The sequence below is a fragment of the Nocardioides sp. NPDC057577 genome, assembly GCF_042801335.1.
Classification (GTDB): Bacteria; Actinomycetota; Actinomycetes; order Propionibacteriales; family Nocardioidaceae; genus Nocardioides.
Genome location: NZ_JBHVGB010000168.1, coordinates 1 through 13,590 on the forward strand (window position 1 = coordinate 1; position 13,590 = coordinate 13,590).

General features: G+C 65.9%; 13 protein-coding genes. 10 read left to right on the forward strand and 3 right to left on the reverse strand.

Annotation, left to right across the window (positions count from 1 at the left end):
* Positions 1-64: 64 nt before the first annotated feature.
* Entirely contained in the window at positions 65-2,608 is a 2,544-nt protein-coding gene (gene pepN, locus ACFU7D_RS24225) for an aminopeptidase N (protein ID WP_378872104.1), read from the reverse strand.
* Positions 2,609-2,809: 201 nt separating this feature from the next.
* On the opposite strand from pepN, the gene ACFU7D_RS24230 reads away from it, so the two are divergent.
* On the forward strand, positions 2,810-4,486 hold the full coding sequence (locus tag ACFU7D_RS24230) for a CHAP domain-containing protein (protein ID WP_378872107.1): 1,677 nt from the start codon (positions 2,810-2,812) through the stop codon (positions 4,484-4,486).
* A gap of 69 nt (positions 4,487-4,555) precedes the next feature.
* Here ACFU7D_RS24230 and ACFU7D_RS24235 read toward each other — a convergent pair whose 3' ends face one another.
* Entirely contained in the window at positions 4,556-5,287 is a 732-nt protein-coding gene (locus ACFU7D_RS24235) for a L,D-transpeptidase family protein (protein WP_378730234.1), read from the reverse strand.
* A gap of 133 nt (positions 5,288-5,420) precedes the next feature.
* On the reverse strand, positions 5,421-5,708 hold the full coding sequence (locus ACFU7D_RS24240) for a hypothetical protein (protein WP_378872145.1): 288 nt from the start codon (positions 5,706-5,708) through the stop codon (positions 5,421-5,423).
* 141 nt (positions 5,709-5,849) lie between these two features.
* Between ACFU7D_RS24240 and ACFU7D_RS24245 the strand changes: the two genes are divergently transcribed.
* The 9 genes from ACFU7D_RS24245 (at position 5,850) to metG (ending at position 13,557) form a co-directional block, all read left to right on the forward strand.
* On the forward strand, positions 5,850-6,140 hold the full coding sequence (locus tag ACFU7D_RS24245) for a barstar family protein (protein WP_378872143.1): 291 nt from the start codon (positions 5,850-5,852) through the stop codon (positions 6,138-6,140).
* A 77-nt stretch (positions 6,141-6,217) separates the two neighbouring features.
* Positions 6,218-6,832 (forward strand): hypothetical protein, encoded by a 615-nt coding sequence (locus ACFU7D_RS24250; protein ID WP_378872110.1) that lies wholly within the window; start codon positions 6,218-6,220, stop codon positions 6,830-6,832.
* Between the two features lie 89 nt (positions 6,833-6,921).
* Positions 6,922-7,485, forward strand: coding sequence for a hypothetical protein (locus ACFU7D_RS24255; RefSeq protein ID WP_378872113.1), 564 nt, complete (start codon positions 6,922-6,924; stop codon positions 7,483-7,485).
* 306 nt (positions 7,486-7,791) lie between these two features.
* The gene (locus tag ACFU7D_RS24260) at positions 7,792-8,418 is read left to right on the forward strand and encodes a DsbA family protein (protein ID WP_378730224.1); all 627 of its coding nucleotides are present in this window, start codon (positions 7,792-7,794) and stop codon (positions 8,416-8,418) included.
* A 62-nt stretch (positions 8,419-8,480) separates the two neighbouring features.
* Positions 8,481-9,215: a hypothetical protein gene (locus ACFU7D_RS24265; protein ID WP_378872130.1), complete on the forward strand. Its 735-nt coding sequence runs from the start codon at positions 8,481-8,483 to the stop codon at positions 9,213-9,215.
* Positions 9,216-9,265: 50 nt separating this feature from the next.
* A complete protein-coding gene (locus ACFU7D_RS24270; protein ID WP_378872133.1) occupies positions 9,266-9,817 on the forward strand; it encodes a TIGR03086 family metal-binding protein in 552 nt (183 codons plus the stop codon).
* 12 nt (positions 9,818-9,829) lie between these two features.
* Positions 9,830-10,387, forward strand: a complete 558-nt coding sequence (locus ACFU7D_RS24275) for a maleylpyruvate isomerase family mycothiol-dependent enzyme (RefSeq protein WP_378872136.1) — start codon at positions 9,830-9,832, stop codon at positions 10,385-10,387.
* 77 nt (positions 10,388-10,464) lie between these two features.
* Entirely contained in the window at positions 10,465-11,688 is a 1,224-nt protein-coding gene (locus ACFU7D_RS24280) for a peptidoglycan recognition protein (RefSeq protein WP_378872138.1), read from the forward strand.
* Positions 11,689-11,751: 63 nt separating this feature from the next.
* Positions 11,752-13,557 (forward strand): methionine--tRNA ligase, encoded by a 1,806-nt coding sequence (gene metG, locus ACFU7D_RS24285; RefSeq protein ID WP_378872141.1) that lies wholly within the window; start codon positions 11,752-11,754, stop codon positions 13,555-13,557.
* The last annotated feature ends 33 nt before the right edge of the window (positions 13,558-13,590 follow it).

Below are 13,590 nucleotides of genomic sequence, written 5' to 3' on the forward strand. Positions count from 1 at the left end.
CGTTAGAACGAGCCGACTCGGCGGGCTTTTCGGTCAGAACGAGCCGACTCGGCCTGACATCGCGTTACTGCGCGTCGCGCTCCTGAGCGGCGAGGGCGCGGGCGACCTCGTCACGTCCTTCGCGGACGTAGCGCTTGGCGGCGGGCTCGGCGGGGGAGGTCTCGAGCCACTTGTCGGCCTTCTCCAGGAGCTCGGTGGAGGCGGCCGGCTTGGGGAAGATGAACTCCAGCACCGTCGAGGCGCGGTGGGTGCCGAGGTGGTCCCAGAGGGTGTCGGCGGCCTCGAAGTAGCGGTCGATGAAGGGCGCCAGCACCTCGTCCTGGCCGCCGCGCTGGAACGAGAGCACGATCGAGCGGGCGGTCTCGTTGGCGACGTCGGTGCGGACGACGACCGAGTCCCAGGCCGCCTCCTTGGCCTCGGCGGTCGGCTGCGCGGCGCGGGCGGCGGCCGACTTCTCCTTGCCGGAGATGGTGTTGTCGCGCTCGAGCTCGGCGTCGATCTCGGCCTCGCCGAAGGTGCCCGAGGCGGCCAGGCCGGTGACCAGCGCCCAGCGCAGGTCCTGGTCGATGTCGAGACCGTCGAGGACCAGGTCGCCGGAGAGCAGCCCCTGGAGGTCGGCGATCGCGGCCTCGGAGCGGGCGGCCGCGGCGTACGTCCGGGCGAAGGTCAGCTGGTGGTCGCTGCTCGGGGCGGCGCTCTGCAGCAGACTCTTGAGACCGGTCTCCCAGCGCGCCTTGAGGGCGTCGCGGTTGGCCGGGGCCGAGAAGGAGCCGACGGCCTGGGCGGCGAAGACCGGGATCCGGGTGACGCCCCAGGCGTCGGTCTCCTGGCCGATGTTGGCGAGCACGAGCTCGACGAAGTCGCTGGCCCGCATCTCCGCGTCGCGGGTCATGTCCCAGGCGGCACCCCAGATCAGCGCGCGCGAGAGCGAGTCGTCCAGCCCGGAGAGCGACGACAGCGCGGTGGCCAGCGAGCGCTCGTCGAGCCGGATCTTGGCGTACGTCAGGTCGCCCTCGTTGAGCAGCAGCAGGTCGGGCTGCTTGACGCCGTCGAGCTGGGGAACCGAGGTCAGCTCACCGGTGACGTCGATCTCGAACGCGTCGCGGCGCACGAGCGCACCGTCGACGAGGTCGTAGAGGCCGAGGCCGATGCGGTGGCGACGGAGCGTCGGGTAGTCGGCCGCAGCCGACTGGCGCACGGCGAAGGAGGAGTACGAACCGTCCTCGGCCAGCTCGAACGACGGCGCCAGGGTGTTGACGCCGGCGGTCTGCAGCCACTCCTGGGCCCAGCCCTGGAGCTCACGACCGGAGGCGGCCTCGAGGTGGCGCAGCAGGTCCTTGAACTCGGAGTTCCCGTAGGCGAACTCCTTGAAGTAGGCCATCAGCCCCTCCAGGAACGGCTCCAGCCCGACCCACGCCACCAGCTGCTTCAGGACGGAGGCGCCCTTGGCGTAGGTGATCATGTCGAAGTTGACCTCGACGGCCTGCAGGTCGTAGTTGTCCGCGGCGATCGGGTGGGTGGTGGGCAGCTGGTCCTGACGGTAGCCGGTCTGCTTGCGCGCGTTGGTGAAGCCGGTCCAGGCGTCGGTGAACTCGGTCGCGTTGGCCTGGGCGTGGTAGCAGGCCCACTCGGCGAAGGACTCGTTGAGCCAGAGGTCGTCCCACCACTTCATGGTGACCAGGTCGCCGAACCACATGTGCGCCATCTCGTGCAGGATCACCGAGGCGCGGAAGTCGTAGAAGGAGCGCGGCTGCTTGGAGCGCGGCAGGTATTCGTCGCGCAGCGTCACGGCGCCGGCGTTCTCCATCGCGCCCATGTTGTATTCCGGCACGTAGAGCTGGTCGTACTTCCCGAAGGGGTAGGGGAAGTCGAAGGCGTCCTCGAAGAACTCGAAGCCCTGCTTGGTGATCTTCACGACCTCGTCGCGGTCGAGGTAGGGGACCAGCGACTGGCGGCAGTAGTGGCCCAGCGGGATCGTGCCGAACTTGCCCTCGTAGAGGTCCTGGACCTCGTGGTACTCACCGGCGATCAGCGCGGTGATGTAGGTCGACATCTTCTTGGTGGGCTCGAAGTCCCAGGTCGCGCGGCCGTCGCCGAGCGGCTTCGGCTCGGGCGTCACGGCGTTGGAGACGACCTTCCAGCCCTCGGGGGCGGTCACGTGGAAGGTGAAGACGGACTTGAGGTCGGGCTGCTCGAAGGTGGTGTAGACGCGGCGTGCGTCGGGGACCTCGAACTGGGAGTAGAGGTAGACGCGGTCGTCGGCGGGGTCGACGAAGCGGTGCAGGCCCTCGCCGGTGTGCGAGTAGGCGCAGTCGGCCTTGACGACGAGCACGTTCTCGGCCGCGAGGCCGTCCAGCTGGATCCGGGAGTCCTGGTACGCCACCGTGGGGTCGAGCGCCACGCCGTTGAGGGTGATCTCGTGGACCGTCGCACCGACCAGATCGGCGAAGGTCGAGGCACCGGCCTCGGTGGAGGTGAAGGTGATCGTCGTCGTCGAACCGAAGGTCTCAGCACCCGTGGTGAGGTCGAGATCGATGTCGTACGAGAGGACGTCGAGGAGGGCGGCCCTAGCGGTGGCTTCGGCGCGCGTCAGATTGGTTCCAGGCATGGCTGGATCCTCTCATTCTGCTCGGATTTCGAGACATTTATATCGCCGTTGTTGCCCGTTCTTGGGAGTCGCTGAGCGTGGAAAGTAAAAATACAGTGTTGTAATTCCGACACACCGGTATCAATGGTTGACAACTTTCTCTAGGGTGCTCATGTGCCCCTCAAGTCACAGAAACACCAGTATTCACAGGAGTCGCGCCAGGTGGGGAAGCCTGGCGGGGCGCTGCGCCGGACCTTGGTCACCGGCGCGGTTCTGCTGCTCGTCGGCCTCGGTGTGCAAGGCATCCCCAAGTTGGCATCACCGGCGCACGCGGGCTCGATCACGCTCTGCTCCGGCTTCTCGGACTGCCGCAGCAAGGGCTACTCCACCGGCGGCTACGAAAGTGCCTGGGGAAGCATGTACTGGCGCATGTACGCCGGTCGGAACTGCACCAACTACGTCGCGTACAAGCTCATCAAGACTGGCCTGCCGAACGCTCGCCCCTGGTCGGGCGAAGGCAACGCCACCAACTGGGGCGTTGCGCTGAGCAGGCTGACGAACCGGACGCCGACCGTCGGCTCGGTCGCCTGGTGGCACTCCTCGCACCCGAGCGCGAGCCGCTTCGGGCACGTCGCCATCGTCGAGAAGGTCGGCGCGGACACGATCACGATCTCGGAGTCCAACTACGGCAGCGACATCAGCTGGCGCCGGATCGGCAAGGACTCGGTGAACTACCCGACCGGGTTCATCCACATCAACGACAAGGGGACGCCGTCGACGAAGCGCCTCTCGGTCACCAAGCGACCCACGGTCGAGGGCACGGCGCAGGTCGGCAAGGCGGTCACCGTCAACACCGGCTCGTGGAGCCCGAACCCGAACAAGATCCGCTACCAGTGGATCGTGAACAAGAAGCCGATCCCTGGTGCGACCAACAAGACCTTCCGCATCCCCGGCCACCTCGCCGGCAAGCAGATCGCGGCGGTGCTCACCGGCACCCGCCGGGACTACAGCGGGGCCAAGACGATGAGCCAGATCCTGCCGCCGATCGAGCAGGGCACGTTTAAGGTCCTGGCGCAGCCGAAGATCAGCGGCACCCAGAAGGTCGGCTCGACGGTCTCCGTCGGCGGAGCGGACTACGAGCCGTCGGCCAAGATCGGCGAGGTCAGGTGGTACGCCGACAAGACCCTGATCGCGCGCAGCAAGTCCCGCTTCCTGAAGGTGCCCGCAACGGCGTCCGGGAAGAGGATCGGCGCGGTCGTCGTCGGTGTCCAGGAGGGCTACCGCCCGAAGCAGTCGTACGCCTTCGCCAGCACCCTCGTCGGTGGCGGCAAGGCGCCGCAGCAGCCGGCCGAGCCGCCGAGCGGCGGTGAGCTGTCGCAGACCGCCGCCGGCTTCGTGAAGGGCGGCACCCGTCTCGGCGGCCTGATGCAGGTCGACCCGGGCAGCTTCAGCGAGGCGGTCGACCTCTCCTACCAGTGGACGCGGGAAGGCACGCCGATCTCCGGTGCGACGACCGAGAAGTACCGTCCGACCGAGGCCGACGTCAGCCACCGCCTCAGTGTCACCGTGGTTGCTCGGTCCAGCAGCGGGGAGACGTTGAGCAAGACGTACGGCCCCAGCGGCCGGGTCCGCGTCAAGCCGACCGTCAAGGTCACCGCGACCGGCGGCTCCCGGGAGGCGGAGGTGGCCGTCAAGGTCACCGCGCCGGGCTACCTGCCCACCGGGACGGTCAAGATCACGACCAACGGCGGACGTACGGTCACCAAGTCGCTCAGCGGCGGGGCGGCGGGCGTCACGTTCGTCAAGCTCCCCGCAGGTGAGTACGCCGTCACTGCTGCCTACAGCGGCGACGAGGTCGCCTACTGGGCCAGCGGGGGTGACTTCACCACCGTCAGGTGACAACCGTCCAGCAACGAGTGTGTGCCGGAGCGAATGATCGCTCCGGCACACACTGCTGTGCTGCGCGCGTCAGGCGCCGATGGCGATGACGGGCTTCTTGGTGGGGTCGAGAAGGCTGAAGTACTCCTTCATCATCCAGCGCGGGACGCTGACGCAGCCACCGGTCGCACCGGAGCCGTTGACGTGCAGGAAGATCCCGGCGCCGCGGTAGCGGACGGGGTTGTCGTAGTTGTACTTGACGACCACCGCGTACTCGTACTGCGTCGGGTAGGCCGCCAGCCGCTCGGAGCTGTTCACGTCGCTGGCGGGCAGCGAGTAGCGGAAGCCGCCCTGGGACTTGAGGCGGTAGCGGTTGTAGTAGGCCGAGTTGTTGTCCTGGACCCAGTAGGACTCGCTGGTGATCTTGGTGTGGGCCAGCTTCTGGGTGCTCGCCTTGGCGTGGGTGCCGAAGGTGGACATCAGGCTGAAGGTGCCCATCGGGGTGGTGCTCGTGCCCTGCTTGCGCTGGTCACGCGCCACGAGCCCGCCGGAGCCGATGCGCCCCTTGGTGGTCATGAACTTCTGGGTCCACTTCCCGTCGGCCTTCACCCAGAACCGGACGTTGGCGTACGTCCCGGACGAGCGGTTGACGGTGACGACCTGCGTGCCGCCGTAGGGGACGGCGACCGAGACGCCGTCGAGGACGACTGTCGTCGCGGCGTCCGCGTTCGAGGGCAGCAGCGAGAACATGGCAGCGGCGGTCGCAACGACGGCGACGACACCGCCGACCAAGCCTGTTCTCCGGTCGATCGAGAGTCTCACGAGACCTCTCTCCTTCGTGGGGATGGATCCGATCCGAGCGATCGGACCGCGGAAGCCTAGTGGGGTATGTAAGCGTTTACCCGGGAGTAGCGGTAACGAGTTCGAAACAAAATCGCTCCGGCCGCCGCCGGGATCAGGCGGCCTGCTCGAGGTTGAGCACCTCATCCGTGGTGGCGAGGATCTGCCGGAACTTCTGGATCCGCTTCTCGCCGGCCGTGCGGAGAAGGCAAACCCGCTGATCCGGAGTCTGCGGGAAACTGGAGGACTTCCTGCGAACCGCGTGACCAAGGGCCAAGCTAGGGTGGCGGGTTGGGAAGAAGGAAAGGCTCTCGGGAATTTTGTTCGTGGCGGCCAGATCGGCGGTGACATATTCCGCAACGGGGACGATCTGCTGCCGGATGTCGATGGAAGAACATGGCATGAGGCGGACATTGTTCTGACAGACGCGATGAAGCGTTCAAAGCAGTCTGGAACCCGCCTTTATGCTCTAGGGGCGGACTCGCGTACGTCGCGAATTACCATTATGCGTCCTTTTATCAGTTGCCAAATTGGAAGTAGTGAGATGGAAGTTGTGGTCGAAGGTGATCAGATTGTCGATGTAGATAAACTGCATCGTGTCCTGGCTGAGGCTCTAGACTTCGGGCCGTACTATGGTCGAAATATGTCAGCGCTGTGGGATCGACTAACGACTGACGTTGAGCGCCCGGTCGATCTGGTTTGGCGTCACTCTGAGCAAAGTCGACGTGCAATCGGGGAAGAAGCCTATCGGCGAATAAGGTCCCTCCTCCTGGAGGTGGAAGAGATGGATCTTGCGCGGCCAGAAGGTCGTCGATTCACTGTACGTTTCGAGTAAAGGGTCTCTTCACAAATGCCGGGTGTCGACGCGGAGGTCGACGGAGGCTTGACTCTCCTTCAGAATGCGATCGCCTGATGAATCCTGACGACCTGACCGACCTTTCAGTGATCAATTACGGCGATCACCAGTGGGATCAGGTCGAACTGAACATCGGTGCGATCGATAGTCCGTCTTCCGCCGTTCTTGCTGTCGAATTTCACGGGTGGCTTGATCCAGATGACCTCGATGAGCATCATCCACTCAGGTTTGACGAGACAGTAAGAATGGGCGTCACGGTCATTGTTGCTCGGCGATTCGATGCGGCTGCAAACCAGTGGTATCAATTCCCGCGATGCGTTCTGATCGGGGAGATGGACCCTCTGCGCGTGTGGAATTACGTCGTCGACGATCGAGGCGAGCCAGAGGTGGTGTCCTTGGAAGCGGGGGTTATGGCCGTCCTTGCTTATGAGGACGCGGTCCGCTTTGAAGATCTCAAGGAGGGCCCGGAATTCCTAGCTATCCTAGACGACCTACTTCGAGGAAGCAGGCCGGGAGGCCAGCAAGTCGCAGCTCGAATGGTTGAAAGAATCGGCGTCATCAACGGCCAAGACAACTCATGTAAGGTATTGGTCCAGCGCAACAACAATGGAGAAATCTCGGCGGCATTCATTAACCTGGAACCGGTGGAAGAATGGTTTCATCACCAATGAGCTCTACGGGATCAACCTTGGTATTCATACCCGGAACGGCCAACCAGTGCCGCTCGGCCGATTGCGACTGGAGTGAAAGGGAGTCATGGATGGGTCTTGCACAATTGATCCAGGTCGAGGACGCTCGGGAAAGAACCTTTGACTGGTCCACCATCGCTGAAGGGTGGCGGGTGCATCCGCCTGAGGACTACGTACAGTTCATGCGAGAGGTCGGTCCAGGGGAGTTTGGCGGGTACCTCGATGTAATGGCTCCCACGGACAACCTCGACGCTGGGCGAGGTATCGACCCCGGAACTCTCGCCGGCATGGATGTGTTTGCCATGGCAACCGAGACGCAAGATGCCCAACATGACTGGGACGATCCTACGATTCCTAGGGACTATCAGATCGCATCTATGTCGACCCGACTCATGTGCTGGGCCGTGTCGACCGACGCGAACCGCTACTGTTTCGATCTGTCTGACTCGGCGTGGCCCATTTTCGTGTACGACCGTGGATTCGATATGTGGTCTGCGTACGACTTGTCGTTCACCGAATTCGTTGCTGGCCTGATCCAGGACTCGATCCCGAACTACGCTGGTTATCGGGTGGCGAGCCACCTGGGCTGGGAGATCCCTGTGACCTACAAGGTTCACGAGCGCGATCGCTCGTAGGTCGGTGCGTGCCAAGTTTCGCGCCGAAGCGCGGGACCGCGGATTGTGGACACTTCTCAGATCAGTTGAGGTTGGCTTGGTCTGCCGCCGATGAGGAGCACGAGTAGTCGGGGTTCGATCCGGGCTAGCCTGTGGAGCTCAGCCATGTCGACTGCCGGTGTCCACATGGGAGAGACCGTTCACAGCACGAAGAGATAGCAGCGTTGGCGAGCTGGATCGGCGTCATCGACTGATCAGACTTGGGCGCACGAGCCGCTGTGAAGGCGGCGTGGAACAGATCCTTCGGAGCGGTGGTTGAGTGTCGATATGACGCAGACCACCCCCGCTTCCGAGAAGACCTCCGCCGACTTCTGGTTCGACCCTGCCTGTCCGTTCGCCTGGATCACCTCGCGCTGGATCCTCGAGGTCGAGAAGGTGCGCGACGTCGAGGTGACCTGGCACATCATGAGCCTGGCGTACCTGAACCAGGACAAGGACATCCCCGAGGACTACCGGAAGATGCTCGCGACCGCGTGGGGCCCGGTGCGGGTCTGCATGGCGGTGCAGGACGAGTACGGTCAGGAGAAGCTCGCCGAGCTCTACACAGCGCTCGGCACCCGCCGCCACGTCGAGGGTCGTGACTTCGACCGCGTTCTGATCGAGGAGGCGCTGGCTTCGGTCGGGCTGCCGGTCGAGCTGGCCGACGCGATGGACGACTCCGGGTTCGACGAGGCCATCGCGAAGTCCCACCACGAGGGCATGGACCAGGTGGGCAACGACGTCGGCACCCCGACGATCGCGATGAACGGCTCGGCCTTCTTCGGTCCGGTCATCTCCAAGGCACCCAAGGGCGAGGAGGCCGGCAAGCTCTGGGACGGGTTCCAGCTGATCACCGCCTACCCCTACGTGTACGAGCTCAAGCGCGCCCGGGTCCACGACCTCGACTTCAGCTGAGGCCGGAAGCGAGGCGCCCGATTTGAGGTCGCCGTCGGGTCCGGCCGGTGGGACCATCGGGTATGACCCCGACCGTATTGCGCCGTCCGCTGGCGCTGACCCTGTCGCTGGCCGCCATCGTGGCCGGCTCGGCCGCCTGCGGCGGCAGTGCATCCTCGGGTGAGGAGAAGTCGTACGCCGACGAGTCTCCGAAGAAGATCCTCGCCGACGCGAAGGCGTCGATGAGCTCGCTGAAGTCGGTCCACCTCTCGGGGGCCGGCCTCGACAATGGCGATGAGATGAAGATCGACATGACCGTCTCCACGGCGGGCGACTGCACCGGCACCATCGGTACGCCCGACGGGGAGATGACCCTGCTCGTCGTCGGCGGCAAGGCGTGGTTCAAGGCCGACCGGGCGTTCTGGGAGGCCAATGCCGGTGGCGACGCCGACGCCATCCTCGAGATGGTGGGCAAGAAGTGGGTCGTCGGTGGCGACGACCTCGGCGACCTCACCGAACTGTGCGACTGGGACGAGCTCTCCGACGAGTTCCTCGAGCTCCTGGTCCCCAGCACCATCGAGGGCCTGACGATCAAGAAGTCGAAGGACCAGGTCGACGGGCAGCCCGTGATCAAGCTCGAGGACCGCAGCAGCGAGCAGGGCACGATCTACGTTCAGGCCGAGGAGCCCCACTACGTCGTCAAGGTGGCCAACACCGGCAAGGAAGCGGGCGACGTGACCTTCAGCGCCTTCGACGGTCCCACGGAGATCGTCGCACCGAAGCCCCGCCAGCAGATCGACTTCGAGAACATGCAGTAGTCGAGCATTTGGCAGTGACGGGTCTGCACGCGAAGACGTACGTTGGCTGCATGGCGACAACTGACGAGGCGGGAATCCTCTCCAGAGCGTTGGACCAGACCGGCGACCTGCTCGACCGGGTGCACGCCGAGACCGTCTCGCGGCCGACGCCGTGCCGGCAGTGGGACGTCGGCGCCCTGGCCGACCACGTGATCGCCGACAGCACCAACTTCGTCACGATGCTTCGTGGCGGTGAACCCGACTGGGGTGCGCCCGCGCCGCACGTGCGGGAGAGCTGGGGGCCGGCGTTCAAGGTCGGTGCCGACGACGTGCTGCACGCGTGGGACCAGGGTCCCGGCACCGACGGCTGGGAGGGTGGCGCGGTGGTGCCGGTCGGCCTGCTCGTCGCCGAGTACGCCACCCACTCCTGGGACCTCGCGCAGGCGCTCGACGTCCCGACCTCCGAGCTCGATTCGGAGGTGGCCGAGGTCGGGCTGGCCTTCATGAAGGCGACGCTGAAGCCGGAGATGCGCACGGGTGCCTTCGACGCCGAGGTGACGGCTCCCGAGGGTGCCGGGGCGTACGAGCGGCTGGCTGCTTTCGCGGGACGCACGCTCGCCTGACACCATGGTCGTGTGGTTGACCAGATGGGAGTGTTCGCGCTCCAGCGCGCACTGACGCAGGCAGCAGAGCTTCTCGACACCGTCACGGCGGAGGATCTGACCCGGCCGACGCCGTGTCCCGAGTGGGACCTGCGCAAGCTGGCCAACCACATGATCGCCCAGCCCCGGGTCTTCGTGACGATGCTCCAGGGCTCGCCGCCGGGATGGGACGGGCGCGAGGACTACGCGGTCAACCTCGGTGAGGAGCTGCGTACGCGCGGCAACGCACTGATCAACCTGTGGCGTGAGGTCGGCCCCGACGACATGGTGATGATCGACCCCGACTGGCAGTCGACCGAGATCGCGGTCCACACCTGGGACCTGTGCGCTTCCCTGGGGCGTTCGACGGACGGTCTCGACGAGGCGGTCGCCCAGCGGGCGGTCGTCGCGATGGACCGCATCCTCGGGCCGGAGCGCAAGGGGCGGGCATTCGCCAACGCGCTCTCGGCGCCGGACGGTTCGGGTGCCTACGACCACTTGGCTGCGTACGCCGGCCGGCCGGTGCCGTTCGTTCCAGCCGGGTCGCATTAGTCACAGAGGTCCCAAACGACACACCGAACACATGCGTTTGCGGCATGTCGGGGCGTTGATTCTCCAAAATCAAGGGTATGGCCAGCTTCCCCCGCGTCGTCACCGTGACCCTGACCGCTGTCGTCCTCGGCGCGTCGATGCTCGTGCCTGCCCTCGGTTCGGCGATCGATCCGGCGGCCGCCCAGGGTGACCAGGACGGTCAGCTGATCAAGCTGCCTCGTCTCGAGGACGGCATCGCCACCCGTGACGTGAAGCTCCCCCCGCGGCTGACCGAGCGGTCCGCCGCAGCGGCCTCGACGGAGAAGCTGAACACGACGACCTTCTCGATGGTCGGGGTCTCCTGGAGCGGGTCGGAGACTCCCCAGGTCGAGGTCCGGGTGAGCAAGTCGGACCGGTGGCGCGAGTGGCAGGAGCTGCCGCTGCAGGAGGACCTGCCTGACGGCGCCGAGGAGGCCGTCGCCGCCCGCGGCAAGGTCGAGCGCCGAGGCACCCAGCCGGTGTGGACCGGCCGGGCCAGCGGCGTGCAGGTGCGGGTCGAGGGAGCGCAGCCCAAGGACCTGAAGCTGACCTTGATCAACACCGGGCCGCAGGAGGACGTCAAGGCTCCGAAGCGGGAGGCCGACGACATCGGCTACGGCAGTGCCGGCGACGGGAACGGCGTCAACGGCCGGGTCGCGCGGTCGAAGCCGCGATGGGCGCCGAAGCCGGTGATCTTCACCCGGAAGCAGTGGGGTGCCAATAACTCCTGGCGCAACGGCCGCCCGGAGTACAACAGCTCGCTCAAGCAGGTCCACATCCACCACACCGCCACGAGCAACAACTACTCCAAGGGCGACGTGCCGGGGATCATCCGCGGCATCTACAGCTATCACACCAGGTCACTGGGGTGGTTCGACATCGCCTACAACTTCCTCATCGACAAGTACGGCCGCGCTTGGGAGGGTCGCTCCGGTGGCATCGACCGGCTCGTCAAGGGCGCGCACACGCGTGGCTTCAACCACCAGTCGATGGGCATCGCCCTGATCGGCAACTTCGAGAAGGTACGTCCCTCCGACGACGCTCTCATCAAGACCGAGCGGATGGCGGCGTGGAAGCTCGACATGGCCGGCCGCGACGCGCGCGGCACGCTCGAGACGATCTCGCAGGGCAGCGACCGGTTCCCGGCCGGCCGCAGGGTCCGGGTCTGGGTCATCGACGGCCACTTCCACACCAACGAGACCTCCTGCCCCGGCGCCCAGCTCGCCAAGTGGCTGCCGTGGATCCGGAAGTACGCCTACCAGCGCGACCAGATGTTCAACTGAGGCGTCGGCCGCTGCTGGCCCGTCGAATCAAACCTATGGCGTCCGCTCACTAGGATGCTGCCCATGAGCAACGTTCTGTCCGCAGTCGCCTGGCCGTACGCAAACGGCCCGCGCCACATCGGCCATGTCGCCGGTTTCGGCGTGCCCTCCGACGTCTTCAGTCGGTACATGCGGATGGCGGGCCACGACGTGCTCATGGTCTCCGGCTCCGACGAGCACGGCACCCCGATCCTGATCGCCGCCGACGAGGCCGGCGTGACTCCCCAGGAGCTCGTCGACAAGAACCACCGGATCATCGTCGAGGACCTGACCTCGCTCGGCCTGACGTACGACCTCTACACCCGCACCACCTCGGCCAACCACCACGCGGTGGTGCAGGAGCTCTTCCTCGGGGTCTACAACAACGGCTACTTCGTCGAGCAGACCTCCAAGGGCGCGATCTCCCCGTCGACCGGCCGGACCCTGCCCGACCGCTACATCGAGGGCACCTGCCCGATCTGCGGGGCCGACGGCGCGCGTGGTGACCAGTGCGACAACTGCGGCAACCAGCTCGACCCGGACCAGCTGATCAACCCGGTCTCCAAGATCAACGGCGAGACCCCGGAGTTCGTCGAGACGCAGCACTTCTTCCTCGACCTGCCCGCCCTGGCTGACGCGCTGCACGCGTTCCTCGACGACCGTGAGCAGACCGGCCTGTGGCGTCCCAACGTCATCCGGTTCAGCCAGAACATCCTCAAGGAGATCCGCCCGCGCGCGATGACGCGCGACATCGACTGGGGCATCAAGGTGCCGCTGGACGGCTGGCGCGAGAACCCGACCAAGCGGATGTACGTCTGGTTCGACGCGGTCATCGGCTACCTGTCCGCCTCGATCGAGTGGGCCAGGCGCTCCGGCTCGCCCGGGGCCTGGCGCGACTGGTGGAACGACCCGGACGCGCTGTCCTACTACTTCATGGGCAAGGACAACATCGTCTTCCACTCCCAGATCTGGCCGGCCGAGCTGATCGCCTACAACGGTGGCGGCTCGAAGGGTGGCGAGCCTGGGGAGTACGGCACGCTCAACCTGCCGACCGAGGTCGTCTCCAGCGAGTATCTGACGATGGAGGGCAAGAAGTTCTCCTCGTCGAAGAAGATCGTGATCTACGTACGCGACCTGCTCTCGCGCTACCAGCCCGACGCGTTCCGCTACTTCGTGGCCGCCGCCGGCCCGGAGTCGAACGACTCCGACTTCACGTGGGCCGAGTTCGTGCGGCGTACGAACGACGAGCTCGTCGCCGGCTGGGGCAACCTGGTCAACCGCACCGCCACCCTGATCGCGAAGAACTTCGGCGAGCTGCCCGCCGCCGGGACGCTGACCGAGGCCGACCAGGCGATCCTGGACACCGTCGGCGCCGCGTTCGGCACGGTGGGTGACCTGATCGGCCGCCACCGGCAGAAGCAGGCGATCGGCGAGGCGATGCGCGCGGTCGGCGAGGTCAACAAGTACGTCACCGACCTCGAGCCGTGGAAGCTGGCCAAGGACCCGTCGGATCGCGAGCGGCTCGGCACCGTGCTGCACGTGATGGCCCAGTGCGTCGCCGACCTCAACCTGATCCTGTCCCCGTTCCTGCCGTTCTCCGCCAACGAGATCGACAAGGCCCTCGGCGGCAAGGGCGAGGTGGCCCCGATGCCCCGCATCGAGGAGGCCGAGGACCTCGACACCGGCAAGCCCTACCCGATCATCACCGGCGACTACGCCGGCGCGCCCACCTGGGAGCGCCACCCGATCGTTGTCGGCACCCCGATCGCCAAGCCCACCCCGGTCTTCCAGAAGCTGGACACCGCGATCATCGACGAGGAGCTCGACCGGCTGGGTATCAAGCCGGAGTAGCGACTAGGTCGAAGTTCGCAGTCACCCGGTGAC